Annotated in this window: 26 protein-coding genes; 11 read left to right on the top strand and 15 right to left on the bottom strand. The window is 62.4% G+C overall.

Annotated features, from left to right (window positions below):
- Positions 1 to 12 precede the first annotated feature (12 nt).
- Both KI610_RS15890 and lolA read left to right on the top strand, forming a co-directional pair.
- Positions 13 to 2,307, top strand: a complete 2,295-nt coding sequence (locus KI610_RS15890; RefSeq protein WP_319004223.1) for a DNA translocase FtsK — start codon at positions 13 to 15, stop codon at positions 2,305 to 2,307.
- 65 nt (positions 2,308 to 2,372) lie between these two features.
- Positions 2,373 to 2,993 (top strand): outer membrane lipoprotein chaperone LolA, encoded by a 621-nt coding sequence (gene lolA, locus KI610_RS15885; protein WP_226495929.1) that lies wholly within the window; start codon positions 2,373 to 2,375, stop codon positions 2,991 to 2,993.
- A 69-nt stretch (positions 2,994 to 3,062) separates the two neighbouring features.
- Here lolA and KI610_RS15880 read toward each other — a convergent pair whose 3' ends face one another.
- The 3 genes from KI610_RS15880 to KI610_RS15870 form a co-directional block, all read right to left on the bottom strand.
- The gene (locus tag KI610_RS15880) at positions 3,063 to 3,434 is read right to left on the bottom strand and encodes a VOC family protein (protein ID WP_226495928.1); all 372 of its coding nucleotides are present in this window, start codon (positions 3,432 to 3,434) and stop codon (positions 3,063 to 3,065) included.
- A 137-nt stretch (positions 3,435 to 3,571) separates the two neighbouring features.
- The gene (locus tag KI610_RS15875; protein WP_226495927.1) at positions 3,572 to 4,303 is read right to left on the bottom strand and encodes an RES family NAD+ phosphorylase; all 732 of its coding nucleotides are present in this window, start codon (positions 4,301 to 4,303) and stop codon (positions 3,572 to 3,574) included.
- Entirely contained in the window at positions 4,263 to 4,646 is a 384-nt protein-coding gene (locus tag KI610_RS15870; protein ID WP_226495926.1) for an MbcA/ParS/Xre antitoxin family protein, read from the bottom strand. The genes KI610_RS15875 and KI610_RS15870 overlap by 41 nt, the downstream gene beginning before the upstream one ends.
- A gap of 127 nt (positions 4,647 to 4,773) precedes the next feature.
- Here KI610_RS15870 and KI610_RS15865 point away from each other — a divergent pair, with 127 nt between their 5' ends.
- Positions 4,774 to 4,986, top strand: coding sequence for a hypothetical protein (locus KI610_RS15865; RefSeq protein WP_226495925.1), 213 nt, complete (start codon positions 4,774 to 4,776; stop codon positions 4,984 to 4,986).
- A 27-nt stretch (positions 4,987 to 5,013) separates the two neighbouring features.
- Here KI610_RS15865 and KI610_RS15860 read toward each other — a convergent pair whose 3' ends face one another.
- The 8 genes from KI610_RS15860 to KI610_RS15825 all read right to left on the bottom strand — a co-directional run bounded on the left by KI610_RS15860 (position 5,014) and on the right by KI610_RS15825 (position 12,911).
- Positions 5,014 to 5,580 (bottom strand): hypothetical protein, encoded by a 567-nt coding sequence (locus KI610_RS15860; RefSeq protein WP_226495924.1) that lies wholly within the window; start codon positions 5,578 to 5,580, stop codon positions 5,014 to 5,016.
- A 58-nt stretch (positions 5,581 to 5,638) separates the two neighbouring features.
- Positions 5,639 to 6,070 carry a hypothetical protein gene (locus tag KI610_RS15855; RefSeq protein ID WP_226495923.1) on the bottom strand — a complete coding sequence of 144 codons (432 nt, stop codon included), beginning with the start codon at positions 6,068 to 6,070 and terminating at the stop codon, positions 5,639 to 5,641.
- 16 nt (positions 6,071 to 6,086) lie between these two features.
- Positions 6,087 to 6,587, bottom strand: a complete 501-nt coding sequence (locus KI610_RS15850) for an HvfX family Cu-binding RiPP maturation protein (RefSeq protein ID WP_226495922.1) — start codon at positions 6,585 to 6,587, stop codon at positions 6,087 to 6,089.
- A 113-nt stretch (positions 6,588 to 6,700) separates the two neighbouring features.
- Entirely contained in the window at positions 6,701 to 7,021 is a 321-nt protein-coding gene (locus tag KI610_RS15845; RefSeq protein ID WP_226495921.1) for an HvfA family oxazolone/thioamide-modified RiPP metallophore, read from the bottom strand.
- A 170-nt stretch (positions 7,022 to 7,191) separates the two neighbouring features.
- Positions 7,192 to 8,448, bottom strand: coding sequence for a TolC family protein (locus KI610_RS15840; RefSeq protein ID WP_226495920.1), 1,257 nt, complete (start codon positions 8,446 to 8,448; stop codon positions 7,192 to 7,194).
- Positions 8,445 to 8,747, bottom strand: coding sequence for a DUF3240 family protein (locus KI610_RS15835; protein ID WP_226495919.1), 303 nt, complete (start codon positions 8,745 to 8,747; stop codon positions 8,445 to 8,447). Before KI610_RS15835 ends, KI610_RS15840 begins: the two co-directional genes overlap by 4 nt.
- The gene (locus tag KI610_RS15830; RefSeq protein WP_226495918.1) at positions 8,740 to 11,829 is read right to left on the bottom strand and encodes an efflux RND transporter permease subunit; all 3,090 of its coding nucleotides are present in this window, start codon (positions 11,827 to 11,829) and stop codon (positions 8,740 to 8,742) included. The genes KI610_RS15835 and KI610_RS15830 overlap by 8 nt, the downstream gene beginning before the upstream one ends.
- The gene (locus tag KI610_RS15825) at positions 11,829 to 12,911 is read right to left on the bottom strand and encodes an efflux RND transporter periplasmic adaptor subunit (protein WP_226495917.1); all 1,083 of its coding nucleotides are present in this window, start codon (positions 12,909 to 12,911) and stop codon (positions 11,829 to 11,831) included. The genes KI610_RS15830 and KI610_RS15825 overlap by 1 nt, the downstream gene beginning before the upstream one ends.
- 351 nt (positions 12,912 to 13,262) lie before the next feature.
- Here KI610_RS15825 and KI610_RS15820 point away from each other — a divergent pair, with 351 nt between their 5' ends.
- From KI610_RS15820 to KI610_RS15810, 3 genes are all read left to right on the top strand, one after another.
- A complete protein-coding gene (locus KI610_RS15820; protein WP_226495916.1) occupies positions 13,263 to 14,717 on the top strand; it encodes an alkaline phosphatase PhoX in 1,455 nt (484 codons plus the stop codon).
- Positions 14,718 to 14,902: 185 nt separating this feature from the next.
- Complete coding sequence (locus KI610_RS15815; RefSeq protein WP_226495915.1) at positions 14,903 to 16,264, top strand: TIGR03118 family protein; 1,362 nt, start codon at positions 14,903 to 14,905, stop codon at positions 16,262 to 16,264.
- 112 nt (positions 16,265 to 16,376) lie between these two features.
- Positions 16,377 to 16,898, top strand: a complete 522-nt coding sequence (locus tag KI610_RS15810; protein ID WP_226495914.1) for a hypothetical protein — start codon at positions 16,377 to 16,379, stop codon at positions 16,896 to 16,898.
- 17 nt (positions 16,899 to 16,915) lie between these two features.
- Here KI610_RS15810 and KI610_RS15805 read toward each other — a convergent pair whose 3' ends face one another.
- The 3 genes from KI610_RS15805 to KI610_RS15795 form a co-directional block, all read right to left on the bottom strand.
- Positions 16,916 to 17,263 carry a hypothetical protein gene (locus KI610_RS15805; RefSeq protein WP_226495913.1) on the bottom strand — a complete coding sequence of 116 codons (348 nt, stop codon included), beginning with the start codon at positions 17,261 to 17,263 and terminating at the stop codon, positions 16,916 to 16,918.
- A 209-nt stretch (positions 17,264 to 17,472) separates the two neighbouring features.
- Positions 17,473 to 19,137, bottom strand: coding sequence for a methyl-accepting chemotaxis protein (locus tag KI610_RS15800; RefSeq protein WP_226495912.1), 1,665 nt, complete (start codon positions 19,135 to 19,137; stop codon positions 17,473 to 17,475).
- 85 nt (positions 19,138 to 19,222) lie between these two features.
- Entirely contained in the window at positions 19,223 to 19,405 is a 183-nt protein-coding gene (locus KI610_RS15795) for a hypothetical protein (protein WP_226495911.1), read from the bottom strand.
- Between the two features lie 38 nt (positions 19,406 to 19,443).
- On the opposite strand from KI610_RS15795, the gene KI610_RS15790 reads away from it, so the two are divergent.
- From KI610_RS15790 to KI610_RS15770, 5 genes are read left to right on the top strand one after another with little or no spacing between them, the layout of a single operon-like run.
- The gene (locus tag KI610_RS15790; protein ID WP_226495910.1) at positions 19,444 to 19,800 is read left to right on the top strand and encodes an ArsR/SmtB family transcription factor; all 357 of its coding nucleotides are present in this window, start codon (positions 19,444 to 19,446) and stop codon (positions 19,798 to 19,800) included.
- Positions 19,800 to 20,213 (top strand): arsenate reductase ArsC, encoded by a 414-nt coding sequence (locus tag KI610_RS15785; RefSeq protein WP_226495909.1) that lies wholly within the window; start codon positions 19,800 to 19,802, stop codon positions 20,211 to 20,213. Before KI610_RS15790 ends, KI610_RS15785 begins: the two co-directional genes overlap by 1 nt.
- 9 nt (positions 20,214 to 20,222) lie before the next feature.
- Positions 20,223 to 21,290: an ACR3 family arsenite efflux transporter gene (gene arsB / locus KI610_RS15780; protein ID WP_226495908.1), complete on the top strand. Its 1,068-nt coding sequence runs from the start codon at positions 20,223 to 20,225 to the stop codon at positions 21,288 to 21,290.
- Between the two features lie 54 nt (positions 21,291 to 21,344).
- On the top strand, positions 21,345 to 22,787 hold the full coding sequence (locus tag KI610_RS15775; RefSeq protein ID WP_226495907.1) for a permease: 1,443 nt from the start codon (positions 21,345 to 21,347) through the stop codon (positions 22,785 to 22,787).
- A 3-nt stretch (positions 22,788 to 22,790) separates the two neighbouring features.
- Positions 22,791 to 23,027 carry a thioredoxin family protein gene (locus KI610_RS15770; RefSeq protein ID WP_226495906.1) on the top strand — a complete coding sequence of 79 codons (237 nt, stop codon included), beginning with the start codon at positions 22,791 to 22,793 and terminating at the stop codon, positions 23,025 to 23,027.
- On the opposite strand, the gene KI610_RS15765 is transcribed toward KI610_RS15770, so the two are convergent.
- The gene (locus KI610_RS15765; RefSeq protein WP_226495905.1) at positions 23,028 to 23,474 is read right to left on the bottom strand and encodes an SRPBCC family protein; all 447 of its coding nucleotides are present in this window, start codon (positions 23,472 to 23,474) and stop codon (positions 23,028 to 23,030) included.
- Positions 23,475 to 23,491: the final 17 nt, after the last annotated feature.

The following is a 23,491-nucleotide window of genomic DNA, read 5'->3' as shown; positions in this document are numbered from 1 at the left end:
GTGGGTGCTCGGATGGTGAATCGGGCAGCGGCACCTAGCCCGCTGCCGGAAAAAATCGGCTCGTTGCTGCAGGAGTCGCGCTGGTTGGGCGTTGGCGCGGTTGCGTTGTTTCTGACCATGGCGCTGTGGGGATTCAGCAAGGAAGACCCGGGCTGGTCGCATGCCGTCGGCTCGGCCACCCTGCACAATCCGGCCGGTCGGGCCGGTGCCTGGATCGCCGACCTCATGCTCTATATTTTCGGGCTGTCCGCCTGGTGGTGGATCGTGCTGCTCGGCATGTTCGTGTGGTGGGGCTTCCGCAAATACCATTCGCCTGAAGACCACAAGCAGCACCCGCTGTTCATTGCGCTGGGGGGGTTTTCGTTTCTGCTGGTGGCCAGTTCATCGCTTGAAGCCCTGCGTTTTTATTCGCTGAAGGCGGCGTTGCCGCTGGCGCCGGGCGGCATGCTCGGCATCGAGCTTGGCCGCCTGCTATCCACCCAGTTGGGTTACACCGGCTCGACGCTGTTCCTGCTCGCCGCGATGGCCGCTGGCTGGAGCATCTTCTCGGGCATGTCCTGGGTCTGGGCTTTCGAGCAACTTGGCGTCTTTCTCGAAACTTTCCTCGGCTTTTTTTACGGCCGCGTCGATGCCTGGCGTGACCGGCAGATTGGCAAGGAAGTCGCGCAGAAGCGCGAAGTCGTCGTCAAGGAAGAAAAACAGCGCGTCGAACTGCACGATCCGATCATTATCGAAACACCGCCGCCAGATGTGCCGGTGTCGAAAAAGGCTGAAGCGCGCGTTGAGCGTGAGAAGCAGGCGGCGCTCTTTCCCGAGGCGATCTTTGGCGGGCAACTGCCGCCGCTGCATCTGCTCGACCCGGCGCCGCCGGCGACCGAAACGGTCAGCGCCGAAACGCTGGAATACACCTCGCGCCTGATTGAGCGCAAGCTGGCCGACTTCGGCGTTCAGGTCAAAGTGCTGGCCGCCATGCCCGGTCCGGTGATTACCCGTTACGAAATCGAGCCGGCGGTCGGCGTCAAGGGCGCCCAGATCGTCAACCTGGCCCGCGATCTGGCCCGTGCCCTGGCCATGGTGTCGATCCGCGTCGTCGAGACGGTGCCCGGCAAGTCGTGCATGGCCCTCGAACTGCCCAATCCGAAGCGGCAGATGGTCAAGCTGTCCGAGATCATCTCGAGCAAGCCGTACAACGACATGAGCAGCCCGCTGACCGTCTGCCTCGGCAAGGACATCGGCGGCCTGCCAGTGGTTGCCGACCTGGCCAAGACGCCACACTTGCTGGTTGCCGGGACGACCGGTTCCGGCAAATCGGTGGGCGTCAATGGGATGATTCTGTCGATGCTCTACAAGGCCGAGCCGGACCAGGTCCGCCTCATCATGGTCGACCCCAAGATGCTCGAATTGTCCATCTACGAAGGCATTCCGCATCTGCTGGCGCCCGTCGTCACCGACATGAAGCAGGCGGCCAACGCGCTGCACTGGTGCGTGACCGAGATGGAAAAGCGCTACAAACTCATGTCGGCGATGGGCGTGCGCAACATTGCCGGCCTCAACACCAAGATCCGCGACGCCGAGAAGCGCGGCGAGCACATCCCGAATCCGCTGACCCTGACGCCGGAAACGCCGGAGCCTCTGAAGACCATGCCCTTCATCGTTGTCATCATCGACGAACTGGCCGACCTCATGATGGTCGTCGGCAAGAAGGTCGAGGAGCAGATCGCCCGCTTGGCCCAGAAGGCGCGGGCTTCCGGCATCCACCTCGTGCTGGCGACGCAGCGCCCGAGCGTGGACGTGATCACCGGCCTGATCAAGGCCAACATCCCGACCCGCTTGTCCTTCCAGGTGTCGAGCAAGATCGATTCGCGGACCATCCTCGACCAGATGGGCGCCGAAGCACTGCTCGGCCAGGGCGACATGCTTTATCTGGCACCGGGTACCGGTTATCCGACCCGCGTTCATGGCGCTTTCGTCTCCGATGACGAAGTGCATCGCGTCGTCGAACATTTGAAGGCGACCGGGGCGCCGGAGTACATCGAAGACATCCTGACCGGTTCCGGCGGTGATGACGAAGAGGGCGGTGGCGAAGGTGGCGAGAGCGGCGATGCCGAGAGCGATCCACTCTACGATCAGGCTGTCGATATCGTGCTCAAGAACCAGCGGGCCTCGATTTCGCTGGTCCAGCGCCATTTGCGCATCGGCTACAACCGCTCGGCGCGGCTCATTGAAGCGATGGAAAAGGCCGGGCTGGTATCGACCATGGATGGCCGTGGCGGGCGCGAAGTGCTTATGAAAAAGCCGGCGGAGTAATTTTCCCGAGCAATTTGTTACACCCTGAAACAGCGCGCCACGCGCCAAACCGCTAAGCTTCAAATATGAAACTTGCCCAAAAATTCCGGTTGACCGTAGCGTTGGCCCTGTTCCCGCTGCTGGCCCACGCTGGCGCCATCGATCAGTTGCATGATTTCCTGAAAAGCACGCGCACGCTGAAAGCCGACTTTTCGCAGATGGTCATCGGCAAGAATGGCCGCAAGCCGCAGCAGTCGTCGGGGACCGTCGCCATCTCGCGGCCCGGCAAGCTGCGCTGGGAAATCCTCAAACCGTACCCGCAACTGGTCGTCGGTGATGGCGAAAAAGTCTGGATTCACGATCCCGATCTGCAGCAGGTCACCGTCCGCAAGGCCGGCCAGGCCATCGGCGGCTCGCCGGCGGCGTTGCTCTCCGGCAGCAACGAACTGGAAAAGAATTTCACGCTCAAGGAAGCCGGCGAGGCCGAAGGCCTGGCCTGGGTCGAAGCCATCCCGAAGGCGGGCGACAGCGGCTTCGAGGCGGTTCGTCTCGGTTTTGCCGGCAACGACCTGAAAGCCATGGAGTTGCAGGACAGCTTCGGCCAGACGACGCACATTCGCTTCAACAAGATCGAACGCAACCCCGCTTTGCCGGCCAGCACCTTCAAGTTCACCCCGCCGGCAGGTGCTGATGTGGTCGGTGAGTAAGCCAGCCGAAAAATACGGTTCCCACGGTCAACCGTAAAAAACCGCCAAAATTGAAAGCCTGCTGATCGCTTACTGCATTGAATGCAGGCCGATCATCGTCCCTTCCGTGTCGACGACCAGCGCGATAAAGCCGTATTGCCCGATGGCCATTTTTTCCTTGTGGATCTTGCCACCAGCCTTGACGGCTTTTGCCGCCTGCACGGCACAATCGGCACAACTGAAATAAACCAGGACGCTGTTGTCGCCTGAGCCGCAGCCCTCCATTTTGACCAGTGCGCCGGGCGCGCCGTAGCTGTCCGGTTGCATGGGAAACGCCCACATCTCCAAGCCAGGCGGGCTTTCCAGCCGGGTTAGCTGAACGTCGAAAACTGCTTGATAGAACGCCTTCGCGCGTTCCATATCCTGTATGTAGATTTCAAACCAGCCGACGGGATTGTTCATGATCGTCCTTTCACGCAAGTGATGAGAGCGACGCCTGATTACTGCCAGAAAGCGCCGTAAATCCTATTTGGATTGCATAACGCGCTGCGGGTTCTGTATCGGACGATTCTTTATCGGATCGAGCTTCCAATCGTTGATCAGGCGAAACGAAAAACGTGGCTTTCCGGCGTCAGCTCGCGTTGCCAGACGGTCAGGCCCGGCGGCTTGAGCCATAGCGTCCAGCCGTGCTGGACATTGCGGAAGGCCTCGTCGACGCCCTTGAATACCTGCGGCGTCAGGATGGCCAGGCAGTTGCCTTCAGGATGGCGCACCGACTGGTAGCGGATTAACTGGATGCCGGCTTGCCGTGCTGTACCGGCGATCTTCTGGGTGGCGCTGTAATCGGCCGGGTCGGTCCAGATGGCATGGTCGGCGACCAGTGGCGGCCGGGTCAGGTCGAGCATGTGCGGCGTGGCGCCGTGGAATTCGAAGAGGGTGATCGGGATCGACGCTTCGCGCCCGGCCAGGCCTTCGCTGTCGAGCCAGAAACGCAGGCGCCAGTAGCCGCATTCGGCGCAGGCGGTTTTTTCCTCATCGGCGCCGTAGAAAACGCCGGCATCGGTACGTGCCCGGAAACGCGAGCCGGATGGCGGTTTCGGCCAGTAGCGGAAGGGTGTGGCGAGCAGCCAGTGCAGGCCGTTGGCTTCACGCGGCAGGACGGGCTTGGCTTCTTCCAGAATGTCTTCGAGCAGCGACTGGTCGCCGAGGTCGCCGTGCACCAGCGTCATCGTCGCCACCCGGTGCAGCGCCTCGACGGCGCGCCAGCCCTTGCCCGACCAGGGCCGGGCTTCAGACGCGAGCGCGGTGGGCGTCCAGGTATTCGCAGACATGGAGCAGGCCTTCGACGCGTTTCACGACGTCCAGCGGATGGCGGTTGTCGAAAGCCTGATTGCCGGATTTGAGCCAGCTCCGGGCCAGATCGTCGTTGCCGCCGACCAGCGAGGAAATCGAGCGGTAGAGACGGACAAAATGGGCCGACAGCTCCCAGGTCTTGCTGCCTTCCGGGATGAAATATTTGCCGTTGAGCAGGCGCGAGGCCGAAGGCTGGCTGGTGCCGATGATGGCGTTGAGGTCGGTGGAACCCAGCCCGAGGCGTCTGGCGGCTTCAACCACGGCCGTCGACAACACGCGGGAGCGTTCGGAGAGCGGATTGGCTTGCAGGGCAGTCGGCATGATGGCGTTTCCTGATGGACTTGTATTTATTCTATAGAATAAATCACAAATTAAAAGTTGTTTTTGAATAAAAAACTGCCGGCGGTAGCGAGGCTGGCATTGCGATGATCGGCGTAGAATTTGCGCCATGAAATTACTGATGATTGCCTTCATTGGCCTGGCGGGCTGTTCGTCGTGGCACTGGGAAAAGCGCGGGGCGCTCGACGGTGAGTACTCACGCGACGAAATCTTCTGCAAGCAGCAGGTCTACACCACCGCCGACGGCGTGGTCACCAACGCCAGCGTGCGCCGGATGCACGCCTGCATGCAGGCGAAGGGCTGGCAGAAAGTCGATAACTGAGCGTTTCCGCTCAGGGTTGAGGTGGCCCTACTCGATGCTCAGACTACGAATCCAGCGCGAGTCACGCGGAATTTCGCTGCGATCGCCCGGACCGTAAGGCGGAATCGACGTGTCGGCCGGCGGGGCGCCGATCTGGACGAGATCGACGGCTTGCGGCGTGCCGACGATGCCTTTTTCCGTCAGGACCATCTCGTAGTAAAGGCCGTTCCACAGGCGGGCGCCGAAATCCTTGGGCTGCTTGTAGAGAAAGAGCAGTGAATGCTCCAGCCAGCGCAGGTCATTGCGGCTCACCGTGCCCGGATTGGGGTATGGGTAGGGCACGTGGCAATGAATTTCCTCGCCTTCCAGGCATTTGAATTCCTTCATGGAGAGGAAGAAATCCTTCAGTTTGGCGTGGTCGAGATGCAGTGCGAAGGTGGTGGATTCGCCTTTCGGCGTGAATTCGACAGACCCCAGCACGATGCTTTGTCCATCCCGTGTTTGCAGCCGGATTGTCTTGTTGCCGGACAGTTCCCAAGCTGCTGCCGGCAGCGACAGGACGACAGCGGAAATTCCCAAGAACAGACTGGCGAGTTGGCGCAGATTCAAGGGCATCGTATTGCCTCATGGGTAGGAATCATTTGCTCATGATACGTCCGGTACTGCACGTTGTTCACCGTAAATCGGAAAGGGTGCGCAAGGTCTCAAGGCGCAATGATTCGACCGAACGGCTTATTGCTGCGTTAGCCGCTTCGCTCGATTCCAGTCGGCCGACCTCGCTTTCCCATTGCTGACGCAAGCTCTTTGCCCCGGCATCCACCTTGGGCGAGGTCAGGCTGGCGAGGTCGCCGATGAATACGATGCGGGTCCACCCTTCTATGGTGTCGCCGCGCTGTCGTTTATCGTCGTAGGTCAGGTGGTCCACCAGCAGTTGCAGCTTGGCGAGTTCCTGCAGCACGGCAAAACCCGCTGCCCGCTGATTCCGGTTCAGTTCCGATACATCGTTGCGCCAGGTGTTGTACGACAGGCTGGCGACGGCAATCAGCACGCTGATGATAGCCAGCAGGTTGGCCTGCAGCAGTTGTCGAAAGGACGCGGTGGTCATGACCGGGAAGCCTGCTTCAATGAAACTTGCGGCGGATCAGATGATCGATCGACAGCTTGCCCGGGCCCATCAGCATCAAGGGAAGCAGCATGCCGATGAACAGCACCGGCAGCTTGAAATTGCCAAAGCCGTTGTCGGTAAAGCCATAGCCTTGCAGCAATTCGCTGTAGCTCGACCACGCTTCCGGCCAATGCACGCTGGCGATGGCAACGATGGTCAGGATGAGCAGCGAAACCGAAAAGAAGCGGGTGCCGAGCCCGATGACCAGCGCAATGCCACCGAGCAGTTCAAACCAGGTCGCCATCTGCCAGCTGATTTCCGGCGGGACGAGATTGAAGGGGAAAGGGAAACGGTCCTGGATATCAGTGAACCAGTTGGTGCCATGGAATTTTTCCAGGCCCGACTCGTAGAAGTCCCAGCCCAGCAGCAGGCGCAGACTGAGCAAGCCGAGCCACAGTCCCAGCAGGTCAAGATGGGAGAAGGTAAAACCAAGATAGCGAGTGAGCGTGTTTTTCATTTTTTATGCCGTCTGGTGCGCAACCCGGGCCGGGCGCGATGTTGGGGGGGGGCTGGGGTTCTTGTTGTCGCATTCCGGAAGTCTGGCAGCCGGAATGCGTTCAGATGGGCCGGTTATTTCTTTTTGTCGGCGCCGCACTTGGCTTCGCCGCACTTGCCGTCCTTCTTTTTGTCAGCGCCCTTCTTGTCGGCACCGCACTTGGCTTCGCCACATTTTCCGTCCTTCATTTTTTCGCCTGCCTTCTTGTCGGCGCCACACTTGGCCTCACCGCACTTGCCATCCTTCATCTTGGTGTCGGCCTGTGCCAACTGATAGCCGGCTTCCAGCTTGCTGGCGCTGAACGGGTTGTCACCGGCTGCGTGGGCCAGCGGGGAGAGGGTGGCGGCAGCGAAAGCGGAACCGATGGCGAGGGAAAGGATTTTGGTCGTTTTCATTTTGAATCTCCGTTGAAGTTGAATTTGTCATCAAGCAGCGCCAATGAGCTACTTGAACAATTAGTCGGAGACTTCTGAAAACCCTTACAAAATGTTTCGACGCATGCGGTCAGCCCGCGGCAGTTGGCTGGCGCGGGCTATCCGGGAGCTGATCAATCGGGGATGCGCGGCTAATCCATGTCCCAAAGCCGGTGGGCATCGAGCAGAAGGCGGTAGCGCAGCTCAAGTGCGTCGAGCTGGACCAGGCGGGCCGCTAGCTGGGCTTCGTTGGCCAGGCGGCGGGCGGCAAGCAGGTCGTTGAGGCTGCCTTCGCCGAGCTGGTAGGCGCGGGCTGTCATGTCGGCCGCCTGGACCTGGCGTTCGGCGGCGCTGCGGCTGGCCTGCCAGGTCGAGAAGGCGGCAGTGGCCGACTGGTAGAGCATGGCCGATTCGGCGGTGATCTTTTGCGTCGTGAATGCTTCGCGCCGACCGGCCACATCGGCCTGGGCCAGCGCCGCATCGGAGCCGGCGCGGCGGGCGCCACCGGGCAGCGGGATGCTGATGTAGGCGCCGAAAATCTGGTCCTCGCCGGCCCGTTCGCGGGAGACATGCAGGCCGATGGTCGGGTCGGGCATCCGGTCGCGGCTGGCGCGGCCGGCGACGATCTGGGCGCGCTGGGTTTCGCCACGGGCGAATTCAAGTTCGTGGCTATGTTCGAGGATGGCGTTGATCCAGTCGGTTTCATTGCCGTCGACGGGCGTCGGCTCGGCAATCGTGTTGTCGGCAACGAGCGGAAGGCCGGGGTAGCGGCGGCGCAGGTCTTCGCCGGCCGTCTGCTGGCGCATCTTGGCCTGGGCCAAGGCGGCTTCGGCCTGGGCCAGCGCGGCTGCGGCCTGGATGGACTCGAGACGGGCGGCGTCGCCGAGTTGCTGGCGGCGTTGGATGCCTTTGGACTGCTTGTCGAGCAGAGCGAATTGTTCGCTCCATTGCGCCGCCGAGGCGCTTTCCTTGAGCCAGACGAACCACGATTTGAGCAGATTGCGGCTGGCTTCGTGCAGGGCGTCGCCGTGAGCGGTTTCGGCCAGCGCCACGCCGGCCGCGCCGAGTTCGCCATCGAGTCGGCCTTTGCCGGGCAGGCGCAGCGGGCGCTCGATGGCGGCGTTCCATTCGTTGAAACGTTCATCGGTGCCGGTGGCCGGCTTGCTCCGCCGTTGCTGGCCGCCGAGGCGGACGTTCCATTCGTACTGGCCGGCTTCGAGACGGCTGCGGTTGGCTTCTTCGACGCGCACCTGGCCGGCGGCGGCCTGCACCGACAGGTTGGTCTGCAGGACGCGCGTGACGATTTCGGCCGGCGGCAGGTTGGGCATGGCTTCGGCGGCGAAACCGGTGCCGCCGATGCCGCCGATGCACAATCCCACGGTCAACCGGAAAAAAAGGCCAATTTTCATAAACGCCCCATCTCGATGATCGGCACCAGCCAGAAGAAAATATTGGCTCTGGGCAGTTCGGCCTTGATCAGAGCCAGAACTGCGCGCATGGCTTCCTCCGTCCCGGCCATACGAATCTGTAGACGCGGCGAGTGGCCGCTGACCAGCTCGGCCGGCTCGACCAGCGGCACGACGGCGCCATGACCTTCGGCCATCGTGGCGGTGAAGCCGCGGACGAGATCGGGCCGTGAGAGCAGCAAGTCCTCGATGTGCTGGGCAACATCGTTGGGCATGGTGAGCGAAAGCAGGACATCAGCCATGGCGGCGGCCCTCGGTAAAGGAGACGGTGGTTTTGACGCCGAAGCGGCGGAACAGGATGGGCAGCAGAACGAGCGTCAGCGCCGTCGAGGTGAGCAGGCCGCCGATGACGACGATGGCCAGCGGGCGCTGCACTTCCGAACCCGGGCCGCTGGCGAAAAGCATGGGGACGAGGCCGAAGGCGGCGATGCTGGCGGTCATCAGCACCGGTCGCAGCCGGCGTTTGGCGCCCTCGACGACGACCTCGCCGACTGCCATGCCGCGAGCCAGCAGCTGGTTGAAGTAGGTGACCATGACGACGCCGTTGAGCACGGCAATGCCGAGCAGGGCGATGAAGCCGACCGAGGCCGGCACCGACAGGTATTCGCCCGAGATGAGCAGGCCGAAAACGCCGCCGATCATGGCAAACGGCACGTTGGAGAGGACGAGCAGGGCCTGGCGCACCGAGCGGAAGGTCGAGAAGAGCAGGAAGAAGATCAGTGCCAGGGCAACCGGCACGACGACCATGAGGCGGGCGGCCGCCCGTTGCTGGTTCTCGAACTGGCCGCCCCAGGCCAGCCGGTAGCCGGCCGGCAGCTTGATGTCGCGGCCGACGGCCGCCTTGGCATCGTCGACGAAGCCGACCAGGTCGCGGCCCCGGACATTGGACTGGACGACGACGTAACGCTGGGCGTTTTCGCGGTCGACCTTGACCGGGCCGTCGATGCGGCCGATTTTGGCGACGCTGGCCAGCGGCACGCTGCCGCCGTTCGGCAGGCTCAGGCGCAATGCTTCGAAATCGGCCGGCGAATTGAGCAGGCTGGCCGGGCCGCGCAGGACGACCGGGACGCGCCGGCCCTGTTCGATGACGACGCCGACATTGCGCCCTTCGAGCAGGGATTTGAGGTCGTTCTGGATGTCATCGACGTTGAGCCCGAAGCGGCCGGCGGCCAGTCGGTCGACGGCAATCTTGAGGTACTGCACGCCGTCGTTCTTGAGCGTGAAGGTGTCTTCGGCGCCGGGGACTTTCTTGATTACCGCGACGATTTGGTTGGACAGATGGTTCAGCGTCGCGAGGTCGGGGCCAAAAATCTTGATGGCCAGATCACCGCGCACGCCGGTCAGCATTTCGGAAACGCGCATGTCGATCGGCTGCGTGAAGGCGTAGCCGACGCCCGGGAATTTTTCCATGACAGCGCGCAACTGGTCGGCCAGCCAGACGGGGTCCGGATTGCGCCAGGTGTCGCGCGGCTGAAGGACCAGGAAGGTATCGGTCTGGTTGAGGCCCATCGGGTCGAGGCCCAGTTCGTCCGAGCCGGCGCGGGCGACGATGTCCCTGATTTCCGGGACTTCGGCCAGGATCGCCCGCTGTACTGCGCTGTCGATGACGATGGTTTGGTCGATACTGATCGACGGCAGCTTTTCGAGCTGCAGGATCATGTCGCCTTCGTCCATGGTCGGCATGAAGCTTTTGCCTAGCAGCAGGAAGGCGCCGGCGGCAGCGGCCAGCGCGATGGTGGCGGCGATCATGAAAGTGCGGCTGTTGTTGAGGGCGGTGCTCAGCGTGCGGTCGTAGAGGGCGGCCAGCTTCTTGACCAGCCACGGCTCGTGATGCACGCCGCGCTTGATCAGGTAGGAGGCGAGCACCGGCACGACGGTCAGCGACAGCAGCAACGACGAGGCCAGGGCGAAGACGATGGTCAGCGCCACCGGCCCGAACATCTTGCCCTCCAGCCCCTGTAGCGTGAGCAGCGGCAGGAAAACGATGATGATGATGACGATGCCCGAGGTCACCGGCGAGGCCACTTCGCGTGCTGCCCGGTAGATCAGGTGCAGCGTCGGCAGGTTTTCCTGCGCCTCGGCGAGCTGGCTTTCGACGTTTTCGACGACGACGACTGCCGCATCAACCAGCATGCCGATGGCGATGGCCAAGCCGCCCAGGCTCATGAGGTTGGCCGACAGACCATACATGCGCATCAAAATGAAGGTGGCGAGCGCCGACAGCGGCAACATGAGCGCAACGACCAGCGCGGCGCGCAGGTTGCCGAGGAAGGCGAGCAGGAGCAGCACGACGAGGACGATGGCTTCGAGCAGTGCCTTGGAGACGGTGCCGACGGCGCGGCCGACCAGATTGCTGCGGTCGTAGAAGGCTTCGACGGTGACGCCGGTGGGCAGCGTCGGCGCGATTTCGGCCAGCCGCGCCTTGACGCCAGCCACGACCTGTTGCGCATTGGCGCCGCGCAGGCCGAGGACCAGGCCCTGCACCGCCTCGCCCTGGCCGCTCTTGGTTACCGCGCCGTAGCGGGTCAGAGCGCCGAGGCGGACTTCGGCGACGTCGGAGATGCGTACCACGGTGCCGTCTTTGGCTTGCAAAACAATCGATTTGACATCGTCGAGCGTGGCAATCGCCCCTTCGGCGCGAACGAGCAGCGATTCCTCGCCGTCGTTGAGACGGCCGGCGCCGTCGTTGCGGTTGTTGGCTTCGAGGACGGCCTGCAGGTCCTTGAGCGCCAGGCCGCGGGCAGCCAGACTTTGCGGATTGGGCACGACTTCGAAGGTCCGCACTTCGCCGCCAAGACTATTGACGTCGGCAACGCCGGGCACCGTGCGCAGCTGCGGGCGGATCACCCAGTCGAGCAGGGCGCGCTTGTCGGCCAGCGAGAGGTCGCCCTCGATGGTGAACATGAACATTTCGCCAAGCGGCGTGGTGATCGGCGCCATGCCTCCGGTTGCGCCCGGAGGAAGGTTGCCCATCGCCGCGGCCAGGCGTTCGCCGACCTGCTGGCGGGCCCAGTAGATGTCGGTGCCGTCCTCGAAATCGAGGGTGATGTCGGTCAGCGCGTACTTGGACACCGAGCGCAGCAGCTTCTGGTGCGGGATGCCAAGCAGTTCCTGCTCGACCGGCACGGCGAGGCGCATTTCAACTTCTTCCGGCGTCATGCCGGGGGCTTTCAGGATGATCTTGACCTGCGTCGTCGACACGTCGGGAAAGGCGTCGATGGGCAGGCCGAGGAAGGCCTGCACGCCAGCCCCGATGAGCATGACGGTAAGGACCAGCACCAGCAGGCGCTGAGTCAGCGAAAAACGGATCAGGGCGTCGAGCATTATTCGGCGCCAACGCCGGTCAGCAGGGCCTTGAGGCCGGAGACGCCCTTGATGGCGACCTTCTCGCCGGCCTTGACGCCGTCGACCGTGACGCTGTCGCCGCCCTGGCTGACAACGCGGACCGGGCGGGCTTCAAAGACGACACCCTTGTCATCGCTGGAAGTCTGGACGAAGGCGAAGGTCTTGCCCACATTGCGGGCCAGCGCTGCGGCGGGTAGTCGCTGCTGCTGGCCGGCCGGGGCGGCGACTTCGACTTCGATGACCTGGCCGGGGCGCAGCGTGTCGGCGCCCTTGCCGACTTCGGCGCGGAGCAGCACGGTCTGGCTGGCCGGATCGACGGCGCGGCCGATGGCGATCAGCTTGCCCGTTACCTCGCTGTTGGCGATCTTCACCGCGCTGCCTTCGCGCAGCCTCGCAGCGATGGCAACCGGGGCCTGGATTTCCAGCCACAGCGGGCTGAGTTTGGCGATGCGGTAGATCAGCGCCGAGGTTTCGACGCGCTGGCCGAGCTGGGCGCCCTGTTCGAGCACGACGCCGTCGATGGGGGCGGTCAGCGCCAGTTTGCCGCCCAGCTTGCCCGGCGCGGCGCCGGCCAGGGCCAGACCCTGACGGCGTTCGCTGGCCTGTGCGCCGGCCTGGACGGCAGCGGCGCGGGTGGCCTGCAACCGGCTTTCGGCGATCAGGCCTTCAGAGAACAGTTGTTCATCGCGCTTGAGATTTTGTTGCATCAGCGAGGACTGGCTGCCGGCCTGCAGCGCATCGCGTTGCAGTTCCAGCGCCTGCTGGCTGCTCAGATGGGCGACGACCTGACCGCGCTTGACGGTGGAACCAGGCGCCACGGCGAGCATTTCGACCATGCCGCCAACCGGCGCGGCGACGACGCGCATCTGTTCATTGGGTACGCGCACCTGGGCCGGGAAACTGCCATTGCGACCGCCCGGCATCTCGCCGGCGACGGCCGTTTCAATGCCCAGCGACTTGAGTTGCGCCGGCTGCAGTGTCAGGCGGTTTTCCTGAGCCTGAAGCTGGCTTGCTACGGTCAACAGGAAAAATAGGCCAAAAATGAAAGGTCGACGCGACATGGAATTTTTCCGTAACAGGTTTCTGGCAGTCTATTCAACGCAGCTTAAGCCATGCTTAAGTCGTGCCCCGGTATGGCACATAAGCACAAGCCGCCGCCCCGGGCCAGAAAATAATGAGCAAAAATCTTCCGGGCTGCTTCGTGGATAGTCCGAAAGTACTAGGTGTCAGGTAGCTTGAGGTGCATCTACCTGTAATAAACGGACGTCATCATGGGCGGGCAGGGGGAAACGATCAGGTCGTCGTGTCGGGCATGCGCGGGGTGTGTATGGCGTTGCCCGCCACAAGCCGGATCGTTACCCCTTGAAACATTGACCCTACCTCGTACTCTCGCCAGCCAGGAGCATCATAAAATGCAAAAGAAGTATCTCAATATTGCCGTAGCCAGCGCCCTTGCCGCCATGTCTGTCGGCGCTCACGCCGCTGATACCTATTTCGACAATATCACCCCGCTGGCCGCCTCGGCCGGTGTGACCGCTACCCCGGCGACGCCGCTGACGCTGTCCAGCCCGAACTTCACCCAGGTCACCATCGCTGACCGCGCTACCCAGAACGCTCTGGTCCCGGGCAGCAACTCCGGTAACTGGGACATGATCACCGCCAACGAAACCGGTCCGAATGCCGGCCGTTACCTGTTCATGCCGTTCGAAACCGGCACCGGTGGTGTCCAGCGCGTCGACCTGCAGGACAGCAACTACAACACCCGTACCGTAACCATCGTCGCACCGGGCACCCAAGGCTTCACCTCGGGCGACGCCTCGCGCTGGACCCCGTGGGGCAGCTACCTGACCGCCGAAGAATCCTGGGGCACGGGCAGCACCAAGGGCCGTCTGTTTGAAGTCACCAACGCCACGACGGCCGCTGCCAATGGCGGCACCTTCGTCCAGCGCAGCGTGATTCCGCGTGTTTCCCACGAAGGTCTGGCTTTCGACCAGCAGAAGTCGATGTACTTCATCGACGAACTGAACGGTGGTTCGATCTACAAGTACGTCTCCGCCAACTCGAACGCCACCACCGGTGACAGCTATTTCGCTGCCGGCCAGACCTTTGCGTTGAAGGTGGGTGCAGGTGGCCAGTTCGAAGGCAACAACGGTCCGGCCATCACCGGTGGCGCCACCTGGGTTGCTATCAGCGACGCCAACGGCGGAGCGCTTGCCGGCGTTTCCGTGATGGCCAGCGATGGCCTAACGATCGACGGTCGTGCCACAGCCGATGTCGCTTCCGTGGCTGCTACCGGCTACAACCGTCCGGAAGACCTGGAAGTGAAGACCCTGGCCAACGGCCATGAGGCAATCTATTTCACCACCACCGACTCCGATACCAACAACAACCAGACCGATGGCCGCAGCCGCGTCTATCTGTTCGACACCGTTTCCAGCGAAGTCAAGCTGTTCGCCGACTCCAGCACGATCGACCTGGCCACCGGCCTGGCCGTCGGCGGTGGTCTGCGCAATGCCGACAACCTGGCCATCGATGCTGCCGGCAACATGTACCTCATCGAAGACCGTGACGGCGCTGTCGATGACGACGTTTGGCTGGCCGTGGACAAGAACCACGACGGTGACCTGCTCGACGCTGGCGAAGGCCTGGCTCGCTGGGTTTCCAACGGTACCCCGGGTTCGGAAATCACCGGCCTGTACTTTGACAAGACCAACCCGAACGTCGCCTTCCTGAACATCCAGCATCCGAGTACCGGTGTCGATCGCCTTATCCAGATCACCGCTGTTCCGGAGCCGGAAACCTACGCCATGTTCCTGGCCGGCCTGGGCCTGATCGGCTTTGCCGCCCGTCGCCGCGCTGCCAAGTAAGCCCTGACCGGGAGGGCGGCGACGCTCTCCCGGAAAGTGCTGCCGCCCTGGTGGCGGTTGTCGTATCAGCGCCGCTCGCACCCCCTGCAACGGGTCAGCGAGCGGCCATTTCACTGTTTATTTGCATGTTCTGACCCAGCCAGCCGAGGTTTGCCAGCCACGTCGTCAAACTGGAGCCTATCGTCATGAACAAGTTCGCTTCCCGCTACTGCACGGTACTCGCGCTGGCCGTCAGCAGCCTGATCGCCCACAGCGCGTACGCGGCAGGCAGCAATGCCTACCAGCAAACCAACCTCGTCGCCAACGACGCCAAATACAGCCCGACCGTCATGGTCGACCCCAATCTGGTCAATCCCTGGGGTATTGCCCTGCGCCCGCCCGGCGCCGGCGGCCATTTCTGGACCAGCAATGCCGGCACCGGCACAACCACCACCTACATCGGTGACGTACCCGGCCTGCCGCTCTATCAGGACGGCCTCAAGGTCGTTTCCATCGCCACCAGCGCCTACGACAAGATACCCTATGAAACAGGCGCCGACGGTATCGCCCAGGTTACTGGCCAAGTTTACAACGCGGCCAGCGATTACGCCGGACAACCCGTCGAATTCTTTGTCAGCGGCCCGGCTATCAACTATTCGAACGGCAGCAACTACGGGACTGATTCCGGTTCGGCCAAATTCATCTTCGTCACCCAGGACGGCACCATCAATGCCTGGCGTACCAAGACCGATCCCGGCATGCTCGAAGCCGTCGTCGTCAAGGACTACTCGATGGCCAGCAGCATTATCCCCGGGACGCAGGCGCCCGGTCAGCGCCGCCCCGGCTTCAACGGCGTGGCGCTGACTACCGACCGCTGGACGCTCGATGCCAACGGCAACAAGGTGGCGGACAACCGGCTTTATGTCGCCGATTTCGCCAATGGAAACATCATGACCTTCGACAACAAGTGGAACGACATCTCGGCGTCGACACCCTTCGCCCGTCCGGCCGATCTCTCCGAGGTCTGGATGCCGTTCAATGTGCAGCAGCTTTCCGATGGCCGGATTTACGTCGCCTGGGCAGAGAATTCGCTGGAAATCGACGAGCCGACCGAAGAAGTTCCCGGCGCCGGCATCGGCCGCATCGTCGCCTATGATCGCGACGGCAACATGTTGCAGGACTACACGGACCACAGCCTGCTCAACGATCCGTGGGGCATGGTCATTGCACCGGAAGGTTTCGGTGCCTTCAGCGGCGCCCTGCTGGTTGCCAACTTCGGCGACGGCACCATCGCCGCCTACGACCGCGTCAGCGGCGCTTCGCTCGGTTATCTCCGTGACGCCAACGGCAACGTCATCAGCATCGATGGCATCTGGGGCCTGACCTTCGGCAACGGTGTGCATCTCGGTGAGGCGACGAGCCTTTACTTCACCGCCGGCCCCGACGAGGAACGTGACGGCATCTTCGGCAAACTGACCGTCGCCGCCGTGCCGGAACCGGAAAGCTACGCCATGTTGCTGGCCGGTCTCGGCCTGATTGGCCTGGTCTCCCGGCGCCAGCGCACTTAACCGCCAGCTACGGCCAGTTCGACACCCGGGCGGTTCTCCGCCCGGGCTTTTCCGTGCACCCGGCTGGCCGTCCCGCATCCCCTCGATTGCCTACCGGATCGGAGCAACGCTCATGCTCGAAGTTCTCAAAACCCTCACCTCGCTGTGGCACGTCGTCGCCTTTTCCTGCGGCTTCCTGTTCGTCTTCCAGAGCTATCTGGCGCTGTTCGGCCGTGTCCAGTACGACCGCAGCCACAATCACACCATTCGTCATGCCGACCGCCATCTCTGGCTATCCGGCTTTGCCATCATCGGGATGGGCCTGTTGATCAACGGCCCGGAAACCTACCTGGCCAACCCCAAGCTGTGGACCAAGGTAACGTTAATCACGATCTGGGCGATCTCGACCGAAACCATGCGGGCCTATGCGCTTCCCCGCTTCCGCGAGGGGCAGCGCACACCCATGATCGTCGCCGGAACAGTCAGCCTGGCCTGCTGGATCTATGGCGCCTTCCTCGGCCTCGCCCATGGTCTGGCCTACGGCAAGGCACCGTTATGGGCCCTGATGTCGGGCTATCTGGTCGTTTTGCTCGGCTTGTCGGTGCTGGTCCTCAAATTGAAGAGCACGCCGCCGATGCGGCTCAACAATTCCTGAGTAAAGCCGTGTCCGGTTCAGCGGTTGCGGTTGCGCAGGTCGCGGTCGATTTCGAGCAGCGCGTCGAGCTTCTTTTGCAGGTCGTCGAGCTTCTTCTGCAATTCTTCGTTCTGCTTCTGCGATTCCTTGAGCGACAGATCCAGCCGGCGTTTTTCGGCGAGGCACTGGCGCTGCTCCTTGATCAACTGGCGCTCGAGATCGGCAATTTTCTGGATATCGCCGGCCGCTCGAGGCGCAGCAGTCGGCTCGGCTTCGACAACCACTTCCGGCTCGGCGGCAGTTTTGTCCTGGCTCGTTGTTGCACAGCCGGCAAGGCCGGCGGTAATGGCCGCAACAATGAGGAGCTTGATAAGGTGTTTCAACATGGTGCGGACTCGGTCATTCGGTTGTTGTCTCAGGTCAGGGACTGGCGACGGCAGGATACGACGAAAGTGCGTGTCGGCCGAAGATGAGCTCATTTTAGTTCGCCGTGCGGGTGCACGAAAAGTTTCGGAGCAACGGGCAGCCCGGGTGGCGATACCGTTTGGTCAAGAAAATTGCTTGGTAAATTCGTCGTTCTGCCCGGGCACCAATCTCAGACGCTGAACTGCAGCGTCGCCCTGCGCAGGCCTTCGGCCGACGAGGCTACTTCCTTTGCAGTGGTGGACGATTTGGCGGCGGCACCGGCGCCTTGTTCGATCATCTGGGCGACACGCTCGGTGTTCCGGGCGATCTGCTCGGCAGCTTGACGCTGCTCGGCGAGGACATCGACGATGTCGTTGGTGGCGTGCATCGTGCGCTCGCAGTTGTCCTTGATGGTCGAGATTGCAGCGCTGGCATTTGACGCGAGCTGGGTTCCATGCTCGGCGAGACGGGCTGTCGTGGCGACCGCTTCGGCGGTTTCCCGGGCCGCGCCGTCGAGCAGTTTGACCAGATTTTCGATCTTGTGCGTGGTGTCGGCAGTGTGGTTGGCGAGCTTGCGGACTTCGTCAGCGACCACGGCAAAGCCGCGCCCGGCTTCCCCGGCGCGCGCTGCCTCGATGGCGGCGTTGAGCGAGAGCAGGTTGGTCTGGTCGGAAATTTCCTTGATTTCCTGGGCAAATCGGGCGATTTCGTGAGTGTGCTGCTTGAGGTCGCCCATTGTCCGGGTCGATAGCTGTGCCTGGGTTGCGATGTTGCCGATTTCGCTGATTGCTTCAAGAATGATGCTGCCGCTTTCGCTCGCCTTGTCGCGGGTCAGGCGTCCTGCATCGGCGGCGGCGCCGGCGCTGTCGGCCATGGCGGAGATGGCTACGGTCAGTTCCTGGATGGCGGCCGTGATCAGGGCTGCGGCTTCGCTTTGGGCGCTGGCCGCCTGGGCGACATCGTCCGCCGAGGTGCTCAGTGCCTGAGCGTTGCCCGAGGTCTTTTCCGCATCCAGCTTGACTTGCCCGATCAGGTTGCGCAGGCGTTTCTGCATGGCCTCGACGGAGGCGACCAATGAGTCGGCGGCAGCCTTGCCGGACTGGATGGTGCCGGTCAGGTCGCCTTCGGCAACGCGACGGGTGGCGGCAACGACCGGTTCGAGATCGCCGCCCAGCCGCGCCAGGATGCGTCCGCCCAGCATCGCGGCGAGCAACAGCGAGGCCGCCGAACCACCCAGGCCGACGACGAGGACGAGGATCAGGCTGGCCATGAAGCGCCGGTCGGCAAGCTGCGAGGCTTCACTGACCAGAGCGGTCGTGGCGGTGCTGATGGCCTGGTAGGCGATGGCCAGTTGTTCAATGAGTTGGTGCTCGGTGCCGCGCAGGGCGGCGTCCACCATGACAGTATATTTGGGCATGCCGGCTTCGTTCTCGGCGATTACATCGTCGTAGAGCTTGTTCAGTTCCAGTGCCTGCTGGCGGATTGCGGGCAGGTTCCCGGTTCCCTTGATCGTTCCTGCAGCGTCGATCTTTTCCAGTTCCTCGATCTGTCGCCAGAATTTGGCGCGCTCGGCGAGAAATTCTTTTTGGGCTTTCTCGAATTCTTCGGGCATGAAATTGCGAATGACCATGTCCTTCAGGCCGCGCAACTGGGCCTGAAAGGCGTTCTGGGCGCCACTGACGAGGGTGAGGGCGTGGGTCGAGCGCTCAACATCGTGAGCCACCAACTGGGTGTCGTTACGAAAGGTGTTGAGCGAATAGAGTGCGGTCGACAGCAAAATCAGGCCAAAAATGGCGCCGATGCCAACCATGACGAGCAGCCGCAGGCGAATGGAGAGTTTGTCGAACAAGATCATGGGGAAGTCCCGAGTGCCGGATGGACTGCAGCGTAACGTTGCAATATTTCATATTGATGTCGATTAATAGGCCATTCAGTGCTTGTTATGAAATTGGAATGTAATAATTATTGTTTTTATCGTATTTAGTTTTTGTGGTTTGGCGATGACAGGTGCTTTTGAGCGCCACGATGGCCGGCGCATTTTGTTCGCGTGGCCGGCCATCAAGCCATTTCATTTTTTGCGATATTTTCCGGTTGACCGTAGCAATGGCCTCGCCAGGCATCACGTGTGGACTTCTCTTTATAATTCGACGATACTCGAACTATGGAAACGTTAAACGCCGCCGAACTCCTCGCCGCCCTCGGCCACGAATCCCGTCTGGCCATCTTTCGCCTGCTTGTCGAAGCCGGGCCGACTGGCGTCAACGCCAGTGCCATTGGCGAACAACTGGGCATGGCGCCGGCCACGCTGTCCTTTCACTTGGCGCATCTGAGCCGGGTCGGGCTGATCGCTGGCGAACGCGAAAGCCGCTTCATCCACTACTCGGCCAACTTCGCCACGATGGATGACCTGATCGCCTTCCTGACGAGCAACTGCTGCCAGGGCGAAGCCTGCCTGCCGAAAACCACCTGCTGCGACACCACCGAAAAGCGTCGCGCCAAAACCGGAAAGACCGCCTGATGTCGAATCTCAAAACTGTCCTCGTGCTGTGCACCGGCAACTCCTGTCGCTCGCAGATGGGCGAAGCGATCATCAACCACGATCTGGCCGGCCTGGTGCGCGGCATTTCGGCCGGCACCAAGCCGCAGCCCAAGGTGGCCGATGGCGCCATCGAGGCGCTCAAGCTGGCCGGCCTGCCGACCGAGGGGCTTTACGCCAAGGATGTCGAAGCCGTCATGGACGAGCCCATCGACCTCGTGGTCAGCGTCTGCGACAACGCCAAGGAAACCTGCCCGATCTTCCCGCGTCCGGTACCGCGCATTCACCTGCCGTTCCACGACCCGCATGGCGAACCGCTGGAAAGTTTCATCACCGTCCGGGATGACATCAGCGCCCGCCTGATCCCCGCCGTGCGCGCCGCGCTGGGCCTCTAAGGAGCCGCCATGTCAGTCCAATGTGAAATCACCGCCAAAGCCGCCGCCGGCGCGCCGATGAGCTTCTTCGAGCGTTACCTGACCATCTGGGTCTTCCTCTGCATCGTCACCGGCATCGTCGTCGGCCAGTTCGCGCCGACCCTCTTCCAGGCCATCGGCCGCATGGAGGTCGCCCAGGTCAATCTGCCGGTCGGGCTGCTCATCTGGGTCATGATCATCCCGATGCTGGTCAAGGTCGATTTCGGCGCCATGGCCGAAATGAAGCAGCACGTTCGCGGCATCGGCGTCACGCTGTTCGTGAACTGGCTGGTCAAGCCGTTCTCGATGGCCTTCCTCGGCTGGCTGTTCATCCGCAACCTGTTCGCACCGATGCTGCCGGCCGATCAGCTCGACAGCTACATCGCCGGCCTCATCCTGCTTGCCGCAGCGCCATGTACGGCCATGGTTTTCGTCTGGAGCCGGCTGACCAACGGCCATCCGCTATTCACGCTGTCGCAGGTCGCCCTCAACGACACCATCATGGTCTTCGCCTTTGCCCCGCTCGTCGCTTTCCTGCTCGGCATCTCGGCGATTACCGTGCCCTGGGACACATTGCTGACCTCGGTCGTGCTGTACATTGTCATTCCGGTCGTGATCGCCCAACTCTGGCGCAAAGCCTTGCTCGCCAAGGGGCAGGGCGCCTTCGACGCCGCCATGGAGAAAATCGGCCCGTGGTCCATAACCGCCTTGCTCGCCACGCTGGTGCTGCTCTTCGCCTTCCAGGGCGAAGCCATCCTGCGTCAGCCGCTGATCATTGGCCTGCTCGCCGTGCCCATCCTGATCCAGGTTTTCTTCAACTCGGCGCTGGCCTACTGGCTCAACCGCAAGGTCGGCGAGAAACACAATGTCGCCTGCCCGTCGGCCTTGATCGGCGCCAGCAATTTCTTCGAACTGGCCGTCGCGGCCGCCATCAGCCTGTTCGGCTTCGAGTCGGGGGCGGCGCTGGCTACCGTGGTCGGCGTGCTGATCGAGGTGCCGGCCATGCTGCTCGTCGTCAAGGTCGTCAATTCGACCAAGGGGTGGTACGAAGCAGGTTAGGGAGCCTTCGCCGCGAGGCGAAGCAACAAAAGTTCTGAAAAAGAGGCTCACAAAATGGAATGGATGATCACCGCATTACAGGGCGGCCTGGCCAGCCTGGCCTCCTATCTCGCGGCCCACGTCCTGCTCTGCCTGGTGCCGGCCTTCTTCATCGCCGGCGCCCTGTCCGCACTGGTGCCGCAGCAATCGATCGTTCGTTTTCTCGGGCCGAATACCTCGAAATGGGTGTCGTATCCGGCCGCGGCCGGGGCAGGCAGCCTGCTTGCCGTCTGCTCGTGCACCATCCAGCCGCTGTTCGCCGGCATCTACAAAAAGGGCGCCGGGCTCGGGCCGGCCATCACCTTCCTGTTCTTCGCCCCGGCCGCCAACATCCTGGCCCTGGCCTACACCGGCGTGGCGCTTGGCGCCGACTTTGCCATTGCCCGCATCGTGCTCGCCTTATCCTTCGGCATTGGCATCGGGATGATCATGGCGGCGCTGTTCCGTGAGGGCGATCTCGCCCGTCTGGCCGAAGTCGAGACTTTCTCGGCTGGCGAAGGCATTCCAAAACGCACGCTGCTTTTCCTTGGCGCCCTCGTCGCCTTGCTGATTGCCGGCACGCTGAAGCTTGATTTTCTGACCGCTGGCCTGCTGCACGTCGAAATGCCTTGGGCTGGCGCCGCCGCCGTTCAGGCCGGGCTTGACCAACTGGTGCCGGTCAACGAGGCGGCCGGGGCCGAAGGACTGAGCCTGCAAGGCCTGATCCTGATCGCCTTGCTCGGCGCCATCGGTGTTTTTGCCTGGAAAGGGCTGGGCCAGGTCGACAACGGTTTCAATCGCCTGACCCCGGTCGCCCTGGCACTCACCGCGCTGACCCTGGCCTTCGCCGCGCTCGGCATGCGCGTCACCGAAACCGGCGTGCTGCTCACCGTGACCGGCAGAACGCTCGCCGTGTCCGCCCTTTGTCTCGCCATCTGGCCGCTGGCCCGGCGTTTCGATGGGTGGGACGTGCAGCAATGGCTGTGGGAAACCTGGCGTTTCGTGAAGCAGATTTTCCCGCTGCTTGTCGTTGGCGTTTTTCTCGTCGGCATCATCCGCGTCTTCATCCAGCCCGAGTGGATACGCAGCATCGCCGGCGCCAATACCGTTCTGGCCAATCTGGCCGGCGTCGTTTTCGGCGTCTTCATGTACTTCCCGACCCTGGTCGAAGTGCCCATCGCCAAGATGTTCCTGTCGCTCGGCATGCACCCCGGGCCGCTCATCGCCTACCTGATGGCCGACCCCGAGCTGTCGCTGCAGAGCATTTTGATTACCACCGCCATCATCGGCAAGCTCAAGGCGTGGACTTACGTTGGCCTGGTCGCGCTGTTCTCGACCCTGGCCGGGCTGACCTACGGTGCCTGGGTCGATGGCACATCCTTGCTCATACTGGCACCGGGCGTGATCGGCTTCGTCGCGCTGATCGTCACCTCGCTGCACCTGATCGAACGTGGCCGCCAGGCCACAAAAAAGGAGTGAATCATGCTGATCAAGATTCTCGGCAGCGGTTGCGCCAAGTGCAACCGCCTCGAACAACTGACCCGCGAAGCGGTGGCCGAACTTGGCGTTGAGGCGAGCTTCGAACACGTAACCGAGATGGACAAGATCATGGCCTATCCGATCATGACCACGCCGGCACTCGTCGTCGATGAAGTGGTCAAGGTCTCCGGCCGCATGCCGAGCAAGGATGAACTGCTCGGCTGGCTGAAAGCAGGCTAGTCAGTCCGGAATGTTCGGCTCGACCAGCCTGGCCAGCTGTTCGAGCGATTCCTGCCAGCCGAGGTAGCACATCTCGGTCGGGATGACCGCCGGGATGCCTTCCTGCACGATGCTCAACTCGGTGCCGCAGGAGACGGCTTTCAGGCTGACCGTCGTCTGCATTTCGCCGGGCAGGTTCGGGTCGTCGAATTTGTCGGTGTAGCGGATTTTCTCGTTGGGCAGCAGTTCAAGGTAATCACCGCCAAACGAATGGCCGTTGCCTGTCGTAAAGTTGGTGAACGACATCCGGAAAGAGCCGCCGACAGAGGCGTCCAGATGGTGCACCTTGCACGTAAAACCGTAGGGCGGCAGCCATTTGGCCATGGCATCGGCATCGAGAAAAGCCCGATAAATGCGCTCCGGATCCGCCCGCAGAACGCGGTGAAGCTTGACCGTTCCTGTAGTCATTGTCCCTTCTCCTTTTT

Source organism: Ferribacterium limneticum (assembly GCF_020510565.1).
Classification (GTDB): domain Bacteria; phylum Pseudomonadota; class Gammaproteobacteria; order Burkholderiales; family Rhodocyclaceae; genus Azonexus; species Azonexus limneticus_B.
Note: the sequence above shows the minus strand (reverse complement) of the source record. Positions and strands in the feature narration are given on the sequence as shown.

Excerpts from the sequence above, each read along its gene's own strand:
- KI610_RS15890 (WP_319004223.1), top strand. The coding sequence starts at position 13 with ATGGTGAATCGGGCAGCGGCACCTAGCCCGCTGCCGGAAAAAATCGGC.
- lolA (WP_226495929.1), top strand. The coding sequence starts at position 2,373 with ATGAAACTTGCCCAAAAATTCCGGTTGACCGTAGCGTTGGCCCTGTTC.
- KI610_RS15880 (WP_226495928.1), bottom strand. The coding sequence starts at position 3,434 with ATGAACAATCCCGTCGGCTGGTTTGAAATCTACATACAGGATATGGAA.
- KI610_RS15875 (WP_226495927.1), bottom strand. The coding sequence starts at position 4,303 with ATGTCTGCGAATACCTGGACGCCCACCGCGCTCGCGTCTGAAGCCCGG.
- KI610_RS15870 (WP_226495926.1), bottom strand. The coding sequence starts at position 4,646 with ATGCCGACTGCCCTGCAAGCCAATCCGCTCTCCGAACGCTCCCGCGTG.
- KI610_RS15865 (WP_226495925.1), top strand. The coding sequence starts at position 4,774 with ATGAAATTACTGATGATTGCCTTCATTGGCCTGGCGGGCTGTTCGTCG.
- KI610_RS15860 (WP_226495924.1), bottom strand. The coding sequence starts at position 5,580 with ATGCCCTTGAATCTGCGCCAACTCGCCAGTCTGTTCTTGGGAATTTCC.
- KI610_RS15855 (WP_226495923.1), bottom strand. The coding sequence starts at position 6,070 with ATGACCACCGCGTCCTTTCGACAACTGCTGCAGGCCAACCTGCTGGCT.
- KI610_RS15850 (WP_226495922.1), bottom strand. The coding sequence starts at position 6,587 with ATGAAAAACACGCTCACTCGCTATCTTGGTTTTACCTTCTCCCATCTT.
- KI610_RS15845 (WP_226495921.1), bottom strand. The coding sequence starts at position 7,021 with ATGAAAACGACCAAAATCCTTTCCCTCGCCATCGGTTCCGCTTTCGCT.
- KI610_RS15840 (WP_226495920.1), bottom strand. The coding sequence starts at position 8,448 with ATGAAAATTGGCCTTTTTTTCCGGTTGACCGTGGGATTGTGCATCGGC.
- KI610_RS15835 (WP_226495919.1), bottom strand. The coding sequence starts at position 8,747 with ATGGCTGATGTCCTGCTTTCGCTCACCATGCCCAACGATGTTGCCCAG.
- KI610_RS15830 (WP_226495918.1), bottom strand. The coding sequence starts at position 11,829 with ATGCTCGACGCCCTGATCCGTTTTTCGCTGACTCAGCGCCTGCTGGTG.
- KI610_RS15825 (WP_226495917.1), bottom strand. The coding sequence starts at position 12,911 with ATGTCGCGTCGACCTTTCATTTTTGGCCTATTTTTCCTGTTGACCGTA.
- KI610_RS15820 (WP_226495916.1), top strand. The coding sequence starts at position 13,263 with ATGCAAAAGAAGTATCTCAATATTGCCGTAGCCAGCGCCCTTGCCGCC.
- KI610_RS15815 (WP_226495915.1), top strand. The coding sequence starts at position 14,903 with ATGAACAAGTTCGCTTCCCGCTACTGCACGGTACTCGCGCTGGCCGTC.
- KI610_RS15810 (WP_226495914.1), top strand. The coding sequence starts at position 16,377 with ATGCTCGAAGTTCTCAAAACCCTCACCTCGCTGTGGCACGTCGTCGCC.
- KI610_RS15805 (WP_226495913.1), bottom strand. The coding sequence starts at position 17,263 with ATGTTGAAACACCTTATCAAGCTCCTCATTGTTGCGGCCATTACCGCC.
- KI610_RS15800 (WP_226495912.1), bottom strand. The coding sequence starts at position 19,137 with ATGATCTTGTTCGACAAACTCTCCATTCGCCTGCGGCTGCTCGTCATG.
- KI610_RS15790 (WP_226495910.1), top strand. The coding sequence starts at position 19,444 with ATGGAAACGTTAAACGCCGCCGAACTCCTCGCCGCCCTCGGCCACGAA.
- KI610_RS15785 (WP_226495909.1), top strand. The coding sequence starts at position 19,800 with ATGTCGAATCTCAAAACTGTCCTCGTGCTGTGCACCGGCAACTCCTGT.
- arsB (WP_226495908.1), top strand. The coding sequence starts at position 20,223 with ATGTCAGTCCAATGTGAAATCACCGCCAAAGCCGCCGCCGGCGCGCCG.
- KI610_RS15775 (WP_226495907.1), top strand. The coding sequence starts at position 21,345 with ATGGAATGGATGATCACCGCATTACAGGGCGGCCTGGCCAGCCTGGCC.
- KI610_RS15770 (WP_226495906.1), top strand. The coding sequence starts at position 22,791 with ATGCTGATCAAGATTCTCGGCAGCGGTTGCGCCAAGTGCAACCGCCTC.
- KI610_RS15765 (WP_226495905.1), bottom strand. The coding sequence starts at position 23,474 with ATGACTACAGGAACGGTCAAGCTTCACCGCGTTCTGCGGGCGGATCCG.